Here is a 19,416-nt window from a genome sequence, read left to right as displayed (position 1 = left end):
CTTCAGTTTTCTTCGTGATAAGCTTAAAATTTATAAACAAAGGCATTAATATTCATTCCGGCTCCTACAGAAGCAAATAACACCACATCCCCTTTCTTGATTTTATGATGTTCCAGTTCATCCTTTAAAATCATCGTCAGTAAAGACGGAATGGTAGCCACACTGCTGTTTCCCAGTTTATGAATCACCATAGGCATTATATTTTCAGGAACCGGTGTATTATACAATTGGTAAAACCTGTTAACAATAGCCTCATCCATTTTTTCATTGGCCTGATGAATGATTATTTTATTTAATTCACAGATGGTATATCCACTGCTGTCCAGACATTTTTTCATGGCATCAGGAACATTTACCAAGGCAAATTCATAAATCTTTCGCCCATCCATTTTGATGTATTTTGTATCCGGGCATTTTTCATTATTGTAAGATTTCCCAAAATACAGATAATCTTTCTCCTCAAAGGTATAAGAAGCTGACAAATGGGCCTTTATTCCTGAATCATCATCATTATTACATTCCAGTACAGCGGCTCCTGCTCCATCAGCATAGATCATACTGTCTCTGTCATGGATATCCACTACACGGGAAAGAGTCTCTCCGCCAATCACCAGACATCGTTTTGCAATACCGGCTTTAATAAATGCATTAGCCTGTATCACCCCTTCAATCCAGCCTGGACATCCAAAGAGAACATCATACGCCACACAGAAGTTATTTCTTATTCCTAATAAATGTTTTACTCTTGCCGCAAGACTTGGAACTGCATCGGACTGAACCGTTCCAAAACGAACGTCCCCAAAATTATGGGCAAAAATAATATAGTCTAATGTTTCAGGATCTATTCCTGCATTCTCAATAGCAGCCTTAGCCGCGATAAATCCAAGATCTGAAGTAACCTCTGTACTATGGGCATATCTTCTTTCTTCAATACCTGTAATTTTTTTTAACTTATCTGTAATAGATGTATTATTTTCATTTAATAATACCCCCTTTTCATTAAGAAAAATATGTTTATCAAAAAATAAATTAGTTATCGTTTCCGATGGGATGTAATTGCCTACACCAATAATCTTTGTCATCACTTTAATGTTTAATTCCGTTGTATCTTTTATAAAAGTACAAGAATAGTTTTAATAATATAATAAGTGAACGTAAATACTTCTCAATATAGTATGGAACAAGAATGCATTGCATTGCAAAAATGGAAATAAAAGCAAAAAATCAATAAAAAAAGAGGTATCCTTCAGGAAACCTCTCTTCTATTTTTCAAAAACTGAAAATTATACTTTCATAATTTCAGCTTCTTTTGTCTTAAGATGCTCGTCACAAAGCTTTACATATTTGTCTGTATAAGTCTGGATTTCTTCTTCCACTCCTTTTACAACATCTTCAGAAACCCCGTCTAATTTTTTAAGTTCTTTCAAACCGTCCTGTCTTGCGTTTCTTACAGTTACTTTAGTCTGCTCAGCTTCCACTTTAGCCTGTTTTGCAAGTTCTTTTCTTCTTTCCTCCGTTAAAGGCGGAACATTCAGAATAATGTTTTCTCCATTATTAGAAGGTGCAAAACCTAAGTTTGAATTGATGATCGCTTTTTCAATCGCATTGATTGCAGTTCTGTCCCAAGGTTGAATAGAGATTGTCATTGCATCCGGAACAGAAACATTGGCAACCTGGTTGATAGGAGTTGGCGCTCCGTAATATTCTACCATTACATCCTGAACCATTGCCGTAGAAGCACGTCCTGCTCTAATTCTTTGAAATGCGTGGTCCAAGTGCTTTACAGCTGCATCCATGTCTTGTTTTACAGATTCTAATATAAGATCTAATTCTTCCATTATTATATTAAAGTTTGATAAATTACACATATTTTTATATCCACTGATAATCAAATAGTTAAGTTTTCTAAATAGCCTGTTTTTAAGCTGTTTTTTACTGTTTTTTTACTATTTTTTACTATTCAGTGCTGCAAAAATAATGATTATTTCCATATTTTGGTAAGACTGGCTTCTGTATTTTCATTTGCAAATCCTTTTTTGTTAAAAACAAATACTTAATAAATTGATTATAAATGGTTGTTTTAATTTGCAAGACCCACAGCTTATCAATGTAAAACATAGCTCTGACATCCGGGGCTTTCTTGTTCTATATTAAAAGATATATAATTTGTACCTTTTGTTTTTTTTTATAATTTAAGATTATATAAGTTAAATGACAGTTTAATTTTACAGCAATAAAAGTTTGTTATTTAAATTAGGTTTATATGCTTCATAAATCTCCTTGTTTATTACCATACTCTCCCTTATTCCATCTAGTAAATTAAAATTTTCAACAAGTTTCCTGAAGTCATTATCTATATTATTTGATATAGTGAAATAAAATACAGTCAGTTTTTCCAACCTAGTAAATTGTGAATTAATAATTGATACATAATACTGTTTGTCTACTACTTCAGCTTTATCTATCAGTTTCAGTATATTATAAAGTGTTGTAAAATATGGATTTAAATCATCTTCATAAATCGAAAAATGTAGTTTAAATATTTTCAAATACTGCCATTTTGATACTTCATTAATCTTTGCTTCGCGCACATATTCAAAATCATCATATATATCACAACTCTCTTCCCGATAAAATCTATCTTTTAATGTTTTTTCAAGGCTTAGTGATACCATATCGAATAACAGTTTAAATATACCTTTACCGCTATATGGATGGGCTTTGTTATTAGAGGATATTTGTTGCGTATTTTCATGGAATAGTGATAGCATCTGAAAAAAGGTATTTTCAAACTGTTGGAGTTTCATAGTTGAATTCTGAATGACAAATTCATCCCTTGTCAACTCCATTTCATTTCTAGTCAATTCCAGTTCTTTTCTTTGAAGTTTGAGTTCCTGACTCTGTAAACGAATAGCTATAATAACACCCACAAATGACAATCCTGTAAACAATGCATTTGAGGCCCCAAACATGTCCCCAAAAAGTCCCTGATATTCCTTACCAAGGCTCGTGGCATACAAATAGTTTTGCCATAATGTGAAGCTCATAAAGGCAATAGAACCTAATCCGATAAGCCAGAGCCAGAGAACCCAATTATTATTCTTCATTTATTTGTTATTTTTTGAATGTCCAAAGAAATACCCCAGAATTAGCAGGAAAGCGCTTTCAACAATCTTTATTGGCTCCCGTCCAAGAAACATCATAACTAATAGGCAGATCCCCATAAATAAAAGTAGAACAGATCCAATGATTGATGCGATAGATTCACGATCCAAAAACTTGAGAATAATATCAGATTTATCTTTCCATGATTGTGTTTTTGCCGTCAAAAATTCCTTCTCTGAATTTATATCACTTTTGATTTGTTGATGTTGTTTAAGTAACTGATCACTTATTTCGTTTTGATGTTTTAAATCTTTAATTTCCCTTAGAAGATTTTCTTTAACACTATTTTCTGGAAGCCCATCCACAAGTTCATTTATCGATTTAACTCTTGATAACCTTTTTAACTGATTTATTCTTATCTGTATGTATTCTTTAATATCATTCAGTTTATATTTTATAGATACATTAAATCCTGTAAAGTTTTCGCCAATATTGGTAATGCTAAAATTCTCTTTATTTGTATATACGAAAGAGTGCTTGTTAATGAAGTCTTCATTTGACAAAAGCTCATCTATCATAACAAGCTTTTCCTCTAATTCGTCTTGATCCAACACTGATATTGTCTTTGTATCTAATTTTAAATCTTTCAAAAGATCTTCAAAAGCTCCGTATGCATGAAGCTTTACATAATTCCTAGCCGTTTGTAGGTCTGGAAATATCATTTGATTACTCATAATTATTAGTTTTCTCAAATATAGCAAAAGCCTCCAAAAAGAGACCGCCATACTCCATGGTTTGTTTTTACTTATTTAACTAAAAAGTATTGAGAGTATTTTCTATTTTTTAAATTCCTTCCAAAGTGCTTCCCTGTCATTTTCAGATAATGCATCAAACTCCTTTCTAGTTAAGCCCAATCTTTTTAGATTTTTTTCAATGTAATCATTAAATATTTTTACTTGCAATTCCATATGTTCCTTGCTACTTTCTAGATACATTAAACCTATAGTCGCAGCAAATGCCTCGTCATATAAACCTATTCTTTTTTCAACTTCCTCTCTGGTATTAAATTTCTTAGTTAAAGGACCTTCTTTATATTTGACAAAATAATCATTTAATAATGCATTTTGTACTTTCAAGCTACTATAACTTTCCAGATTTAGTAATTTACCGTAGGCTTCCTTCACTGCTTTCCTTTTAAGTTCTCTTAATTCAATATTTTTATTGTAAAGTTTCAAACTATCAAATTGATGTTTAGCTTTTTCATATCCGAGATAGAGTTCATCATCTCTTTCGTATTTTTTAAAATCTCTTTTCAAACTATCACTCTGTAGTTCTTGTGCAGCCAGCAATCCGGAAAGCATAAGCATGAGAATAAAAGCAAATTTCATGTGTTATTTTCTGACAAATATAGAAATATTCTAAATATGCACTTTTACGGAAACCCGTATTAATACTGATTGCACAATTAAAATGTTTTGCTACGAGAAGTAAATAATTCATTTAAAATTGAAATATATTACTAAATTAGCAATTAGAATATGAGAGAAAGTTTTATAGCGCCTTAGAGTATTACCGTAATAACTGTCCTATCCACGCACTTACTCCTGAAATAATAACAGCTGAGCCCCTACCCAACCAATGATTTCCTCATATGGCATTTACATTATTTTTAGTTTTCTCATAAATATAACAAAAAGCCCTCTCAAAGAGAAGGCTGTCATACTTAAATCTTTTTAAAGAATATTGTTTGTTTCGTTATAAGCGACCTCAAGTTATACGATCTTGCTTTTTTCGCTAAATTTTGGTATTGTTGGAGATTTAAACCAAACAATTCAACCATTTCCTCATAGGGAAAACTATCTCTTCCCTCCAGTTCGATCACTTTGATTATGTGACCATAAATAATCTGCTCCATATTCGAGATTTTTTTAGTTCTGGCAATAGCACCTTTATCTCTAATATAATGAAATTAAATTTAATATAAAAATATTTATACCGGATTTTCACAATTTCTTTTTCGGGAACAAGCATTTCTTTCTTAATTTCCTCTTTCATTTTATCCACATTCCTTACCTCTACTTTCTCCATTGTTGCTCGGAATCATGATTGTTTTCTAATAATAGCTATTTTCATAGCTCGATTTTATATACTTGTCTTTTCTTTGAAAAAAAGAAGATGGTTTTTAATGATCTTAAGTGAAGAATTTCAGGTACAAATACCTATGGAATACTTTGGTTATTTCTACTGATTTACAAGCCATTTTTTATGGCTTATTTTACTATATCATTTTAATGAAGTTCTCAATAGAGATTATAATATCACGGAAAAGAGAATTTTATATATGAAATTAATAATCACTTTACAGACTAATTTTAAACCAATCACACTATGACAAATCCATCTTTAGATGCCTATCAACAAGTATTTGGTATGGCAGGTCTAGCAAACCGTGCCGGAGGCTACAACGGCTTTGGTATTCAATTACAGCAACAGCTTCAATATGACTTATCTTTTTATTTTAACAATGTTCCTCCTGTTAAAATAATGGATCAAAAAACACCGTCAACAGCTGATCCTTCAGTTCTACCGGTATTAGGAAACTGGGATCTTGTCTGGGGACCTGCTCTTATTGAAGAAAAAAATGAAAAGGGAGTTCCTACAGGAGTTGCAGATAATGCATTATATGTAGTTAAATGTGACGCCGTTGCATTTCCGGGAGGTCCCACACTGCCTACTTATGTTGTGGCTATTGCAGCAACCAATCCATCATCACTTTATGATTGGGAAACAGAAGATTTCGCAGTTTCAGAAGTGGTAAACTGGACGACTTACAACCCTTCCAATTTTGCTCCATCAGCTTATAATGGCAGTGACCCTTATATTTCAAAAGGTACTGCGACTGGTGTAAGTATTCTTTTAGGACTCGAGAGCCCTAATTCTGCTGCTTCACCTAATACTACACTGCAACAGTTTCTTGCAGGTTTAAATCCAGATCCGGGTACAGCCATTATATTTTGCGGACATAGCCTTGCAGGAGCTTTATCACCTACCCTTGCCCTTTATCTGAAAGAAAATAAAGATCTGAACGCATTCGGTGTAACGCTTGTATATCCTACCGCGGGACCAACTCCAGGTGAAGCAGCATTTGCCAGCCTGTTCAATAGTAAATTTCCACCGTTGCCACCAGGATGGCAGCAACAATCAGGCACTTACCAAAGCTGGAATACCATGCACTGGAATGATCTGGACGTAGTGCCCCATGCTTGGCCGGTATCAGAACTGGAAAAAATTGCAACAATATATGGTCAGGCTACTACAAATATGACAGCTTCCATATTAAATGCTTTACAGAAGATGGCTATTGATGATTCTTCAAAATCAGGAGCCAGCTATACAAGAATACAAAACCAATCACTTCCAGGCCAACTGCAGCACTCAAGCAACTCCTCGATTAGCATCAAAACACCTCCTGCGACTTTGCAAGATTATATGCTTCAGTTATCAGTACAACATGTGGGCATGTATAATGGTATTCCTGCAACTGGAACTGACCCTCAGATAACTGGTCTTATTCTACCACAGCCATTGCCTAAACCGAACGTTGTGAAGCTGGTACCGGGAGTAACTGCTGTCACTGAATTTGAGATGATTATGAAAATAATAAATCAGATCATTGAATGGGTTTTCTCCCATTACACATTGGTTGAAAAGGAAAATGCCACGCAAAATATTGAAGCAGATAAATAGGTATTAAAACTTCAATAAAAACAAATCGCCTGCCACGATAATCATGGCAGGCGATTTTATATTTTCTTATTAAAATTGATTATAAATCAACTAAAGTACCTACATTTTCTCCGTCTACAATTTTTGACAGGTTACCGTCTTTATTCATATCGAATACAATGATTGGCAATTTGTTTTCATGGCTCAAAGTAAAGGCAGTCATATCCATTACCTTAAGGTTTTTCTCAAATACTTCATCGAAAGATAATGAATTGTATTTTACAGCATCAGCATTTTTCTCAGGATCGCTGTCATAGATTCCGTCTACTCTTGTTCCTTTTAAGATCACATCAGCTCCAATTTCGATTGCTCTTAAAGTAGCCGCTGTATCTGTAGTAAAATAAGGATTTCCTGTTCCTGCTCCGAAGATTACAACTCTTCCTTTTTCAAGGTGTCTTACCGCTCTTCTTTTGATGAAAGGTTCAGCTACTTTATCCATTTCGATAGCAGACTGAAGTCTTGTCTTGATTCCTGCATCTTCCAATGCGCCTTGCAACGCCATCCCATTGATTACAGTTGCCAGCATTCCCATATAGTCTCCCTGTACTCTGTCCATTCCTTTTGCAGCTCCTGCAACACCACGGAAGATATTTCCTCCTCCAATCACGATCGCAACTTCACAGCCTTTTTCGACTACTTTCTTGATCTCAACAGCATATTCCTGCAGTCTTTCGGTATCAATACCATATTGTCTGTTTCCCATTAAGGCCTCACCGCTTAGTTTCAGAAGGATTCTTTTATATTTCATCTTTTATTTTTAATAACTTTTTACTAGTAGGGTTTCCCCGGAATTTGATTTTGCAAATATAATCATTAAAAATTTTGATAAAAGAAAAATATTAAATAGAAATAATGTAAGAAATATTTTGAAAAGTACGAAAAAGGATTATTTTTGCATTAATTATAAATTGAGTTGAAGAAAATTATCATTTTTTCATTATTTCTATCAGGAATTGTTTCTTATGCGCAAACAGGAACAAATGTTTATCCGTTCTTAAATGTACCTGTATCTGCAAGACAGGCTGCTTTGGGTGGCGATGCAATTTCGATAAGAGATTATGATGTTTCCTTTGCTATTGCAAACCCTGCCCTGTTAAATAGAGATTCTGATAAACAGCTTTCTGTAAACGCAACAGCTTATCTGGCTGATTCAAAATACGGAACTATTGCTTACGCCAAAGACTTTGATAACGGCCATATGGCTACCATCAATGCCAGGTATATGAGCTATGGAAGTACGCCGAGGACGGATGAAAGCGGTTTTGAAAACGGAGAATTCAAAGCTTCGGATGTAGCCATTGGCGCAGGCTATGCCTACCAGTTTGAAGAAGACTGGACCATTGGTGGAGGACTTAATTTTGTTACCTCAAAAATTGACAACTATACTTCTTCCGCTATTTCAGGAACAGCGGGAATTACCTATCATAATAAAAAGAACAAAGAAGTACTTTCTTTGGTAATGAGAAATTTTGGTTTCCAGCTGAAATCATTCAATGGAACAAGAGAAAATCTTCCCTTCAGAATTGATCTTGGATATACCAGAATAATCAAGAATTTCCCTCTTGCGATTACCATTACGGCGCATGATCTTCAGAAGTTTGATATTTCTTCAGAATATAATTTAGACGGACAGAAAGTGAATGCCGGCAGAAAAATTGCAGACCACTTTTCATTGGGAGCTGAATTATTTCCGGAGAAAAATTTCAACATCAGATTGGGTTATAATGTAAAAAGAGGTAATGAACTGGCGGTTGCAGATCAGAGAAATTTCTCAGGACTTTCTGCAGGATTTGGAGTAAAAGTTTCCAGATTTCGTATAGATTATGCTCACGTAAGATATCACAACTCTTCCAATGTCAATCAGATAGGAATTTCTATGGATCTTTCCAGCCACAGAGGAGAGTAATCTTTCCGGCTGAAATTTTCTTAATTATTCTGAATTTTTCTTACTTCCTCTTGATTTTTAAGAAAAAATCTTGAAATTTGCAGTATGAAAAAACCTGTAATTGCTATCGATGGGTACTCGTCTACCGGAAAAAGTTCTATCTCTAAAATCATTGCAGATAAACTGGGACTTATTCATATGGACACAGGAGCTCTCTACCGAGGAGTTACCTGGTATGCATTGCAGCACTGTCTGGACGAAAATGGGGGAATTAACCTGAATACACTATTCTCTTCTTTAGACCAGATCAGCCTTGAGTTTAAAAACAACGACGGAACACTTATTCTTTTCCTTAATAACACTGATATCTCCAAAGAAATCCGTACCAATATAGTATCTGACAATGTAAGCCTTGTTGCCAAACAGAAAGAAGTAAGAGACTTTTTACTTCAGTCACAGCGCACTTTGGCAGAAAAAGGAGGTGTCATCATGGACGGACGTGACATTGGGACAGTAGTTCTGCCAAATGCTGACTATAAATTCTTTCTTACTGCCAGTATTGATGAAAGGACCAACAGAAGGTTTCTGGAACTGCAGGGTCTGGGAATTGAAGCTGATAAAGAGCAGGTAAAGCAGAACCTTATAGAACGGGATAAGATTGACAGCGAACGTGAAATAGCCCCATTGAAGCAGGCTGAGGACGCTATCGTTATTGATAACTCAGAATTGACCAAAGAAGAAACTATAGAACTTATTTTATCTCACATCGAAAAGATTTAACAATTTTTAATAGGCTTCAAGCCTCCTTTGGTATACAAATTGTAAGTTTTATTACTGTAAAAACTAATCTATTATTAATTATTAAAAAACTTAAAATGTCTAGAAAAGGAAATAATACAGCAGGTATATTGGCAGGACTTCTTGCAGGTGCTGCGGCAGGTGTAATCTTAGGAATGCTTTATGCACCGGAAGAAGGTAAAGAAACCAGAAAAAAAATAAAGGATAAAGCAAATGATCTTAAGGATCAGGCTAAAAATAAATACGGAGAGGTTTCTGAAAAAGTAAAAGACCAATATGGCAATATTTCTTCTACTTTCAAAGAAACTGCAAACAGCGTAGCACATACTGTGAAAGACGGATATGACAAATATAAAGATCAGATTGTTTCTAAAACTGCAGATTTGGCAAAAGATGTAGAAGCAGAATTGAATGATCTAAAAAAATAAGTAATTTATCTTTTTAAGTAAATTACAGAAAGGAACTTTTGTGCAAAAGTTCCTTTTTTTGTAACTTTAAAAAAAAACAATGATAGAAACTATTAAAGAATACGCCTCCAAGAGAATAGATCTTCTGAAAATTGAAGCTACTGAAAAGTCGTCTCTTTCTGCCGGGCTCATTACTTACTTTGTAGTACTGCTTGTTGCTTTTGCTTTTTTTATTATCCTTTTCAATTTTGGAATCGCTTTCCTTATCGGAAAAGCACTGGATAATTACTCTTACGGATTCTTAATTGTTGCTGCATTCTATGCACTGGTAATGGCATTTGTTGTTGCCTTCAAAACTAAGATCGTAAATACTGTTGCAGATCAGGTTATTAAATTTTTAAATCATTAAACTATGGGCAGAAAATACGAGAGCATAGAAGAATTAAGAAGAAAGAAAAAACTGCTTCAAGGTGAAATAAGTGATCTGGAAAATCTTCTTACCTTCAAAAATACGAAGGAAAGCTTAAGTGCATTTACCAATGGACTAAGTGACCAGTACCTTCAGGAAAAGATAGATGAAGACGGTGATGAAAAAGTGGTTCTGAGAAAGGACGTCATTGCCAAGCAGCTTACCTCAGAAGTAAAAGATTTACTGATTAACAAGAATACGGCTGTAGGAATTGCAAGCTCTGCTTTCAAAGGTGGAAATATAACAGACAGTCTTGTAAAACTGGGAGTTACCGCTATTGTAGGAAACTACGCCAAAAAAAATATGAAAAGCTCCAACTGGAAGAAAAAACTGATTGGTGCTGCATTGATCTACCTCGCTCCTATAGCATTGAAGTATGTCAGAAAAAAAATGGAAGTATATCAGAAAAATAAAAGTGTTTCCAGCATGGAACAACTTATTTAAGGAATTAGGGCTTAGGATTTAGAAAATGGTTTTATATTTTTTCTTCCTAGGCCCTAATTTCTAAGTTTTATTTTGAAAATAATTGTCCTAAAATAATCCCGGCAGCCATTGATACATTCAGGCTTTCTGTAGACTGGGATTTCCCAAACCTTGGAATGCTGATACTTTTTTGTAAAAGCTTTTCAGTTTCCGGTCTCATTCCGTTCCCTTCATTTCCTAAAATCAGATTGATTTTTTCCGGTTTCTCAAACGTGTAGATATTCTCCCCTTCCATGTCCGTTCCGATATTTATATTTTCTGTTGCAGAAAGATATTCCACAAGATCAGTATACACTACATTAACTCTGGTAAAAGAGCCCATAGTAGCCTGAATCACTTTCGGATTGTAAACATCTACGGTATCTTCACTACAGATAACCTGTTCTATTCCGAACCAGTCTGCCAACCGTATAATCGTTCCTAAATTTCCGGGATCCTGTATTCCATCCAAAACCAGCTGTATATTCTTATCCGCCCATTTTTCTTCCTCAGCAAGATAACATACCGCTACGGAATCTTTTGGAGTTTTAAGAAAACTAATTTTTTTTAATTCATTTTCAGAGATATGGGTAACAGGAATATCAGTACGGTCCAATTTTTGTGGATCGGTTGATAATATTTCTTTAACTTTAAAGTTAGAATTAAAAAGTTCACAAATGATTTTATTACCTTCAACCAAAAACAAATTGTATTTTTGTCTGAACTTCTTTTTATCTAAAGATTGTAAAACTTTTATTGTATGAGCTGTAAGCATTATAAGAATTCTCCTCAAAAATATTATAAAATTATCTCATTTGCAACATTTGTTGGTCTCCTTTATGCTTGTAGTACGACAAAAAAAGTTCCTGAAGGCGAATATCTGCTTACCAAAAACACATTAGGGTTCGAGGATAAGAAAGAATTTTTCGATGAGGAACTGAAAGATTATATTCAGCAAAAGCCCAATAAAAAGCAATTCCTTTTCATGCCATTAAGTCTTCTTCTGTACAATATGGCTGATCCAAAATACGATACGATACTTAATGAATATATGACCTATCCCGGTGAAATGAGAAATCAGAAACTGAGAGATTCTTTATTCCTTAAATATGATATGAAAAGCAGTGTCGGAAAAAACCTGCTGTTCGATCGTTTATTGCATAATTGGGGAACTCCGCCGGTAATTCTTGATCAGACCAGAAGTGAAAAAAGTGCTGAGTCTATTAAGAAAAGACTTACCTACAGAGGATACTGGGATGCTGATGTAACGTTTAAGCATACCCTGGATTCCGCTTCTAAAAAAGCCGCCGTCAATTATTCTATTAAACATAACGAGCCTACCCGAATCAAAGATTATTTTTACAATATTCCGGATCAGGGGATCAAAGGGTACTACAATTATAATCTGAACAGAAGTCTTGTGAGATCCGGACAGATACTTGATCAGACCGTTCTTGAAAGAGAAGTAACCCGAATTACTGATCTGATGAGGGAATTTGGATTTTATAGATTCAATGCCTCCAATGATGAGGTTTATTTCGTAGCAGATTCTCTTAAAAGCAGAAAGCAGGTTCCTTTGACACTGGAAATCCATAAAGACTCTCTGGATACTCCTTATAAGATTTCAACTTTCGGGAATATAGATGTAGCGATTGTAGATGAACCGGGTGATTACCCTAAAAATACAAAAAAAGACAGCTTAAGAAGAATAAGATTCCATACGATGAATGATAAATATAAACTTTCATCCATATGGAGAGCTATTATTCCGGATAATAAAAAGGTTTTCGACCAGACCAAACTTGACGTAACGAAGAGAAACCTTTTGGCGATGAACAATTTTAGCATCGTTAAAGCAAGAGACTCCCTGAGACAAGGAGGAATGTCTTCACCTAACGACAGTATTGTTGATGTTTTATATGTATTGAAACCTCTTCCGAAGTACGAGTTTAAACTGGGAACGGATATCAATTACTCTCAGGTCTTAAATCTCGGTATCTCTCCTTCCGTAGACCTTACCACCCGAAACGTTTTCAGAGGGGCAGAAAACCTTTCTACAAGCCTTTCAGGGACGTTTGGATCTATCAGAAGTACAAAGGATATTGATAAAAGAGTTGCCGCATATGAAATATCAGCTCAGGCTTCATTGAATTTCCCGAGGCTTTTGCTTCCATTTAATTATTATAAATTCATTCCTAAACGATATACGCCTACTTCATCTATTTTGTTGGGGGCATCTATACAGAACAACATCGGTTTGGGAAGACTTATTTTTAATACCGGATTAAACTATCAGGCCAGTGTAAATGATCAGGTATATCATAAGCTTACTTTATTCAACACTCAGGTCAGTCTGACAAAAAATAAAGATGCATACTATGATTACTTTGTGAATGATGGAAGGGTAAAAGACGAAGTTTTTGGGAATTATTTTATGTTTGATCCGGAAACTCAACAAACCGGACAAGATTACAAAGATGGAAAACTTAGCGTAGATGAGGTGTCCAAAAAGATTATCGAGAACGACGCTTACCGTGCAAGTCTTAATCAGCAGGGAACTGATCTTTTAACAGCCTTCAGGGGAACATTGGTAAACAAAGACAGACAGACCCAGGATGTCCTTATTTCTTCCATGATCTACAACTTCGTATATAGTGAAATCGGGAAAAAAGAATATCCAAATGCATTTTATTTTAACGGAAAAGTAGAACTTGCTGGTAACATTTTAAGTTTATTCAACAAAAAAGATAACAGCGGAGGTATTGTTACCGGTCCACAAAGAACCATTTTCGGACTGCCTTATGCGCAGTTTGTAAAATTTGATATTGATACAAGAAAATATTTCAGATTTAATGGAAACCAGACATTAGTGCTTCGTCAGTTTATCGGAGTCGGTATACCATATGGAAATTCTCAGGATATGCCAATCATCAAGTCTTATTTCAATGGAGGATCGAATGATATCAGAGCATGGGTGGCATTTGGAGGATTAGGTCCTGCAGATTCTCAGGTTGATGAGAGGGTTCGTACCTATATGACGGACAACTTAAAACTTACTACCAATATTGAATATAGAATTCCTTTCAATAAAACCTATGAAGGGGCATTATTTACCGACATCGGAAATACATGGAGCCTTCGTAATTATAATGACGGGTATGGAGATGAATTTAAATTCAATAAGTTCTGGAAGCAGGTAGGTATCGGAAGCGGGTTCGGATTAAGATTAAACATTGCCTATATTACAGCCAGAATTGACCTTGCTTACAAGATCTACGATCCAAATAAGCCAGAAGGTGACCGATGGAGATTCAAGTACTTCCAGCCTTTTAAACCTACACTTAATATCGCGTTCGGATATCCTTTCTAATCCGGAGAAACGCCTAAAATAAAATAGACTACAGCAATCACACGGGCGAGGATTTCCCTCGTCTGATTTCTGTAGAAGCTTTCAGATTTTGTGACATCCTGGGCATCAAATCCCAAAGCATTCATATCATTATTTCTCGCAAAAAACAAGGCCCTCAGGTTGTGGTATCCCTGAGATACAATAATGACATTTTTCTTTTTATAAACATCCTTACAACGGAGAATACTTTTATAGGTATTGAAACCCTTAGGGTCTTCCATAATAATATCTTCAGGAACACCTTCCAGATAAACCAGGTAATTTTTCATGGCCCTCGGTTCATTGTATCCCTGACTCTTCTCCCCGCTCACTATAATTTTCTTGATCTTCCCATGATGATAAAGAAGAGCTGCTGCATCCATTCTTTTTGTAAAATACGGATTAGATTTTCCAGATCTCATTTTCGGAGATGTCCCCAGAACAAGAGCAACTTCTCTGGGTGGAATTTTTGAGATTTTGGTATAGGTTCTCCCATTAGTAAGCCCGAAAACCCACACATTACAGAAGCATATCATCAGAATTCCCAACTCCAATGATATTAAACCCAGGTTAAATATGTTCCTAATGACTCTCAACTAAGATCAAAGTTAAGCTTTATTTTTTTACTTTTCACAATAGACATACACGCTAATATATGACCCTGTTCTTCCTCTTTTTCGGTAAGATACTCATTTTCCAGCAGTTCCACTTCACCTTCCTCTAAAGAACATTCACAACTTCCACAAATTCCGGACTTGCATGAATAAGGAACCGGGAACTTTTGAATAAGAAGTTGCTGCAGGATTTTATCCTTGTTATCAGGAAGATAAGTGGTATATTTTTTTCCGAGCATGGTAAATTCAACCTCTATATCTTCAATTAGAGGAAATTCTTTCTCTACAGGATAAATATCATCATTGAATTCTTCAAAAAGTTCAAAATGGATATTCTTTTTCGGAATTCCATGGTGATAACATGCATTGGCCAGTGTCTTGATCATTTCTCCTTTGCCACAGATCAGTACTTCGTCCACCGCATCCCAAATGGTAGATTCTTCGTCTGTATCATCCAAATGAAGAATTTGATTGATGATAAGATTGAGTTTCTTGGCATCCAGTCTGCCATAAAAGAACTGATCACCTGTTTTCTCCTGTGAGAAAAAGTAAAAAATCTGAAGTCGGTCCCCACATGTTCTGGCAAGATGATCCAACTGTTCCCGATACACCAGATCATCAGAACTTTTATTTCCAAAAAATAAAAACAGTCGTGTTCTAGGTTCGTTGTGAAGAATATTTTTAAAATGGCTCAAAATAGGAGTAATTCCAATACCGGCAGCAAAAGCTACAATCGTTCGGAACTCACTGGGTTTGGAAACCAATGTAAATCTGCCTCCGGGATCACTCACCCACAGTTCATCACCTACATTATAGTTTTGAAATAACTGAGAAGCAGCGCCTTCAGGAGAATTGATTTTTATTCCCAGACATATTTTTCCCTCATAAGGAGCCGAAGTCATTGAATAATCATTAATAACCTCTTTACCATGTGCCTGAAATCTTATACTGACGAACTGCCCGGCTTCAAACCTGAAATTTTCTTTTAAATTCTCAGGAATATCAAACTCCAGAGAAAAAGTATTTTTGGTCAGCTCTTCCTTTTTCGCTATTTTTAACGGATGAAACTGTATCAGTTTCCCTTTATAGATTTGTTGTTCCATAACTTCAATTCAAAAATAGATAAAAAATAATTTATGAAGAAGATAATTTTATCCATGTTACTCCTTACTGCATTGTACAGCTGTAAAAAAGAAGGACAGAAAACTGAAAATACTGCATCTGCAGATTCTCTTTCTGTAACTCAACCTACAGATGCTGAGGAAAGTGCATATGTTCCTAAAGAACTTTCTCCCGAAAATGTAAGTCAGTATTTAGCAAAAAATAATGATACTTTATATGTCACTAACTTTTTTGCAACCTGGTGCGGCCCTTGTATGAGAGAAATTCCAAGTTTTAAAAGTAAAATGGAGGAACTGAAGGGTAAACCCGTAAAATTCACTTTCATAAATCTTGATGATAAAGCTGACTGGGCTGATGCTGTAAAGAATTTTGCCACAGAAAATAAGCTGGGAAAAAGTGTTATCTTACTTGATGGACAAAAACTGGATCAAAATTTCTTCGCTTCCAACTTCAAACAATGGGACGGAGGTTCTATTCCCTTTACTTTTATGAGAAAAGGAGATAAAACCGATGAATATCTGGGAATGATGACGGAAGATGTATTAAATTCAAAAATCGATTCTTTTTTAAAATAAAAATAGACTGAACTCTTTCTGAATCATGTCAAAAAGATTTAAAATCCTGTGTTTGCTATTCGTGATTGCCATTATTATGAGTGCTGTCATTAATCTGAACACAGGATTTCTAAGTTTAAATTTCCAGGATTTCTTCCAAAATTCCGATCATAATCAAATTGCTGAAATCCGCATCAACCGTGTTCTCGTAATGATGCTGGCCGGTATTTCAATTCCTACTTCAGGTTTTCTGATGCAGGAATATTTTCAAAACCCGCTGGCAGGACCTGATATATTGGGAATTACTTCGGTAGCCAGCCTGTCTGTTGCCTTTTATATTTTCTTTTCTCACAATATTTTACTGCCTGAGTTTTTACAAAACAGCTTTCTTAGTTTATCAGCTATTGGAGGAAGTTTGCTCCTGATGCTGATACTATTGTCTATGTCCAATAGATTTCAGGATAAATCTTATCTTATTATTTTTGGATTTCTGGTATCTGCTTTTGCCGGAGCAATTGTATCATTGCTACAGTTTTATGCGGAGAATCAAAGCTTGAAAAACTATATATTATGGTCTTTCGGAGCCAATAACATGGTGTCCAGAAACCAGATTTATGTATTGTTTGTTTTGGTTTTAATCGGAGTATTGATCTGTTTCAAAACTATAAAACCGCTTATTGGGAACTCTCTTGGAAATTCTTACGCACAAAGTTTAGGCGTAAATCTGAAACAGCTGAAACTGTTAATTATAGTTGCTTCCTCTCTCCTTTCAGCTTCTGTTACCGCATTTCTAGGCCCTATTCTTTTTATTGGAATCATTGTTCCTCACTTCTGCAGACTCGTTTATAATCCTTCAAAACTATGGCAGCAGTGGATTCTTAATATGTTTCTGGGGATACTGATCATGCTGCTTTTCTCGGTTATTGCAGAAAAAACGCAGATTCCTCTGAATGTAATAAGTTCTGTATTTGGGATTCCTGTGATTCTTATGATGCTTTTGAAACAGAATAAGGTGTAACTGTTTTGTTGGATAAATTGATAATTTTAAATTCATTGCATAGTAATGGCAGATCAAATATTTGAGAATAATTTCATAACTTTCCTCTATAGGTAAAAAGGGAAGTATATTTATTAATGTCATTCCGAAGGAATCTAAACTCTCTTTGTAGAGATGCTTTCAGCATGACCAATTCAATACAAAAATAAAGTCAGTGTAAATTCGTAAAATCTACGGGAATAAAATAAACAGAATGCACCTACAGATCAATCAGGCAAATATCGGCTACAATACAACTTTAATTTCCAATGCCAATGCGGACTTGAAGCTTGGTGATGTATGCCTGCTGATTGGTAATAATGGTGTGGGAAAAACAACACTGCTCAAATCTATTCTGCACCAGCTGCCTTTACTGAAGGGCGAAATTTCTATTAATGGGAAAAATGTAAAAAGTCTTTCTGTAAAAGAAATTGCTGAGAATATTGCTATTGTTTTTTCAAAATCAGTTATTCCACAGCATTATACCGTTGAGGATCTTATTTCTTTGGGAAAATACATCTACTACCCTTTTTATTTTGAGTTAAAAAAAGAAGACCGTGAAGAAGTTGCCCACATTATTGATGAACTGGATTTAAATCAATACAGATATACCCTACTGAAAAATCTGTCAGACGGAAATCTTCAGAAAGCTTTTATCGGACGGGCTATAACCCAGAATTCTCCAATTATTATTCTGGATGAACCTACTACTCATCTGGACGAAAAAAATAAAATCATTATTCTTAAAACCTTGAGGAGACTGGCTAAAGAACAGAATAAACTTATCCTGTTTTCTTCTCACGACTGGAGGCTGGCCAAAGAGTTTGCAGATAAAATATGGTATGTAAAGGACAATCAGCTATATTCAGGAATTGTTGAGGATATTCTTCTCCAGCATGAGGAACTCACCAACGCATCATTATTTCAAATCAATGAGACTTTTATTCCGCCTTTCATCTCGGCACCGCAGTTTCACAAGGAAATGTTGTATTCTCTGCTTCAAAAAAACTTCACAAAAGACCTGTCTTCACTTAATTTTGACTTTCAAAATGCTTTTTGGGTAATTACTAAAGATTTCTCCACTTACCAATGTGAATCTTTTGAAGAAATCATCAATTTGGTTTCAAACATTCATCAATACTAGATTTTCTTTGATTAATTCACATACTATGCATGCATAGTATTATGCTAGTCATACAATTTAATCTATTTATTCTCAGGTTATTAACAAAATTTAACGTTAATAAATACTATGCATGCATAATATTTACTACATTTGGGTAAAACCATTGGCGCAAAAATGATGGATAATAATAAGGAAAAAATAGAAAACGTAGATTTAATTTTAAAACAGACCTGGTTGGCTGTTTCTAAAATGTACACAGAACTAGCTCAGGAACATGATTCCACAGCGGTACAGGCCCTTACTCTTCTTAAAATTGATCCTAAAGAAGGAACCAGAAGTACCAATCTTGGTCCAAAGATGGCCATTGAGCCTACTTCATTAACGAGAATCATCAAACTTCTGGAAGATAACGGATATATCTATAAGGAAAAGACAACTACTGATAAAAGAGAGGTTATCATTAAACTTACAGATAAAGGATTAAACTCCAGAAACATGTCAAAGGAAGTCGTTGTCAACTTCAATAAGAAGGTAATGGAAAAAATTGCTCCGGAAAAGCTGGATGCTTTTAAAGACGTGATGACCGAAATCATGAAAATAGCAAACGAATTATTAAACAACAGAAAATAAATTATGATGAGACCTTTGGGTATCATATAATCTT

General features: G+C 34.9%; 20 protein-coding genes. 11 read left to right on the top strand and 9 right to left on the bottom strand.

Annotated features, from left to right (window positions below):
• Positions 1–23: 23 nt before the first annotated feature.
• The 5 genes from FW780_RS02525 to FW780_RS02505 form a co-directional block, all read right to left on the bottom strand.
• The gene (locus tag FW780_RS02525; protein WP_149832058.1) at positions 24–1,085 is read right to left on the bottom strand and encodes a 3-oxoacyl-ACP synthase III family protein; all 1,062 of its coding nucleotides are present in this window, start codon (positions 1,083–1,085) and stop codon (positions 24–26) included.
• Between the two features lie 198 nt (positions 1,086–1,283).
• On the bottom strand, positions 1,284–1,838 hold the full coding sequence (gene frr / locus FW780_RS02520) for a ribosome recycling factor (protein WP_149832057.1): 555 nt from the start codon (positions 1,836–1,838) through the stop codon (positions 1,284–1,286).
• Between the two features lie 387 nt (positions 1,839–2,225).
• The gene (locus FW780_RS02515; protein WP_149832056.1) at positions 2,226–3,107 is read right to left on the bottom strand and encodes a putative phage abortive infection protein; all 882 of its coding nucleotides are present in this window, start codon (positions 3,105–3,107) and stop codon (positions 2,226–2,228) included.
• Positions 3,108–3,839 carry a hypothetical protein gene (locus FW780_RS02510; protein WP_149832055.1) on the bottom strand — a complete coding sequence of 244 codons (732 nt, stop codon included), beginning with the start codon at positions 3,837–3,839 and terminating at the stop codon, positions 3,108–3,110. It lies immediately after the preceding gene.
• A gap of 102 nt (positions 3,840–3,941) precedes the next feature.
• On the bottom strand, positions 3,942–4,493 hold the full coding sequence (locus tag FW780_RS02505) for a hypothetical protein (RefSeq protein ID WP_149832054.1): 552 nt from the start codon (positions 4,491–4,493) through the stop codon (positions 3,942–3,944).
• 1,000 nt (positions 4,494–5,493) lie between these two features.
• Here FW780_RS02505 and FW780_RS02500 point away from each other — a divergent pair.
• The gene (locus FW780_RS02500) at positions 5,494–6,852 is read left to right on the top strand and encodes a lipase family protein (RefSeq protein WP_149832053.1); all 1,359 of its coding nucleotides are present in this window, start codon (positions 5,494–5,496) and stop codon (positions 6,850–6,852) included.
• Between the two features lie 79 nt (positions 6,853–6,931).
• Here the strand turns inward: FW780_RS02500 and pyrH are convergent, their stop codons facing one another.
• Positions 6,932–7,639 carry a UMP kinase gene (gene pyrH, locus FW780_RS02495; protein ID WP_047375127.1) on the bottom strand — a complete coding sequence of 236 codons (708 nt, stop codon included), beginning with the start codon at positions 7,637–7,639 and terminating at the stop codon, positions 6,932–6,934.
• Positions 7,640–7,804: 165 nt separating this feature from the next.
• Between pyrH and porQ the strand changes: the two genes are divergently transcribed.
• The 5 genes from porQ to FW780_RS02470 all read left to right on the top strand — a co-directional run bounded on the left by porQ (position 7,805) and on the right by FW780_RS02470 (position 10,894).
• A complete protein-coding gene (gene porQ, locus FW780_RS02490) occupies positions 7,805–8,797 on the top strand; it encodes a type IX secretion system protein PorQ (protein WP_149832052.1) in 993 nt (330 codons plus the stop codon).
• Between the two features lie 84 nt (positions 8,798–8,881).
• Positions 8,882–9,556, top strand: a complete 675-nt coding sequence (cmk, locus tag FW780_RS02485) for a (d)CMP kinase (protein WP_149832051.1) — start codon at positions 8,882–8,884, stop codon at positions 9,554–9,556.
• A 95-nt stretch (positions 9,557–9,651) separates the two neighbouring features.
• Entirely contained in the window at positions 9,652–10,002 is a 351-nt protein-coding gene (locus FW780_RS02480; protein WP_047384732.1) for a YtxH domain-containing protein, read from the top strand.
• Positions 10,003–10,081: 79 nt separating this feature from the next.
• On the top strand, positions 10,082–10,390 hold the full coding sequence (locus tag FW780_RS02475) for a phage holin family protein (protein ID WP_034694332.1): 309 nt from the start codon (positions 10,082–10,084) through the stop codon (positions 10,388–10,390).
• A 3-nt stretch (positions 10,391–10,393) separates the two neighbouring features.
• Positions 10,394–10,894 (top strand): hypothetical protein, encoded by a 501-nt coding sequence (locus tag FW780_RS02470; protein ID WP_047375134.1) that lies wholly within the window; start codon positions 10,394–10,396, stop codon positions 10,892–10,894.
• Between the two features lie 67 nt (positions 10,895–10,961).
• Here the strand turns inward: FW780_RS02470 and FW780_RS02465 are convergent, their stop codons facing one another.
• Positions 10,962–11,687, bottom strand: a complete 726-nt coding sequence (locus FW780_RS02465; protein WP_149832050.1) for a TrmH family RNA methyltransferase — start codon at positions 11,685–11,687, stop codon at positions 10,962–10,964.
• On the opposite strand from FW780_RS02465, the gene tamL reads away from it, so the two are divergent.
• Positions 11,673–14,282, top strand: a complete 2,610-nt coding sequence (tamL, locus tag FW780_RS02460; protein ID WP_149832049.1) for a translocation and assembly module lipoprotein TamL — start codon at positions 11,673–11,675, stop codon at positions 14,280–14,282. The two genes, FW780_RS02465 and tamL, sit on opposite strands and share 15 nt — an antisense overlap.
• On the opposite strand, the gene FW780_RS02455 is transcribed toward tamL, so the two are convergent.
• Together FW780_RS02455 and FW780_RS02450 are read right to left on the bottom strand one after the other, a co-directional pair.
• Positions 14,279–14,836, bottom strand: a complete 558-nt coding sequence (locus FW780_RS02455) for a SanA/YdcF family protein (protein WP_394353411.1) — start codon at positions 14,834–14,836, stop codon at positions 14,279–14,281. The genes tamL and FW780_RS02455 overlap by 4 nt on opposite strands.
• Positions 14,837–14,892: 56 nt before the next feature.
• Positions 14,893–16,017: a ferredoxin--NADP reductase gene (locus FW780_RS02450; RefSeq protein ID WP_149832047.1), complete on the bottom strand. Its 1,125-nt coding sequence runs from the start codon at positions 16,015–16,017 to the stop codon at positions 14,893–14,895.
• 33 nt (positions 16,018–16,050) lie between these two features.
• Here FW780_RS02450 and FW780_RS02445 point away from each other — a divergent pair, with 33 nt between their 5' ends.
• The 4 genes from FW780_RS02445 (at position 16,051) to FW780_RS02430 (ending at position 19,382) form a co-directional block, all read left to right on the top strand.
• Positions 16,051–16,611: a TlpA family protein disulfide reductase gene (locus FW780_RS02445; RefSeq protein ID WP_149832046.1), complete on the top strand. Its 561-nt coding sequence runs from the start codon at positions 16,051–16,053 to the stop codon at positions 16,609–16,611.
• A gap of 25 nt (positions 16,612–16,636) precedes the next feature.
• A complete protein-coding gene (locus tag FW780_RS02440; RefSeq protein WP_174774439.1) occupies positions 16,637–17,608 on the top strand; it encodes a FecCD family ABC transporter permease in 972 nt (323 codons plus the stop codon).
• Between the two features lie 232 nt (positions 17,609–17,840).
• Positions 17,841–18,770: an ABC transporter ATP-binding protein gene (locus tag FW780_RS02435; protein ID WP_149832044.1), complete on the top strand. Its 930-nt coding sequence runs from the start codon at positions 17,841–17,843 to the stop codon at positions 18,768–18,770.
• Positions 18,771–18,929: 159 nt separating this feature from the next.
• Positions 18,930–19,382, top strand: coding sequence for a MarR family winged helix-turn-helix transcriptional regulator (locus FW780_RS02430; protein WP_034694513.1), 453 nt, complete (start codon positions 18,930–18,932; stop codon positions 19,380–19,382).
• The last annotated feature ends 34 nt before the right edge of the window (positions 19,383–19,416 follow it).

The sequence above is a fragment of the Chryseobacterium sediminis genome, assembly GCF_008386505.1.
GTDB lineage: Bacteria > Bacteroidota > Bacteroidia > Flavobacteriales > Weeksellaceae > Chryseobacterium > Chryseobacterium sediminis.
The sequence above is the reverse complement of the archived record's forward strand: the minus strand, read 5'-3'. Positions and strand labels throughout refer to the sequence as shown.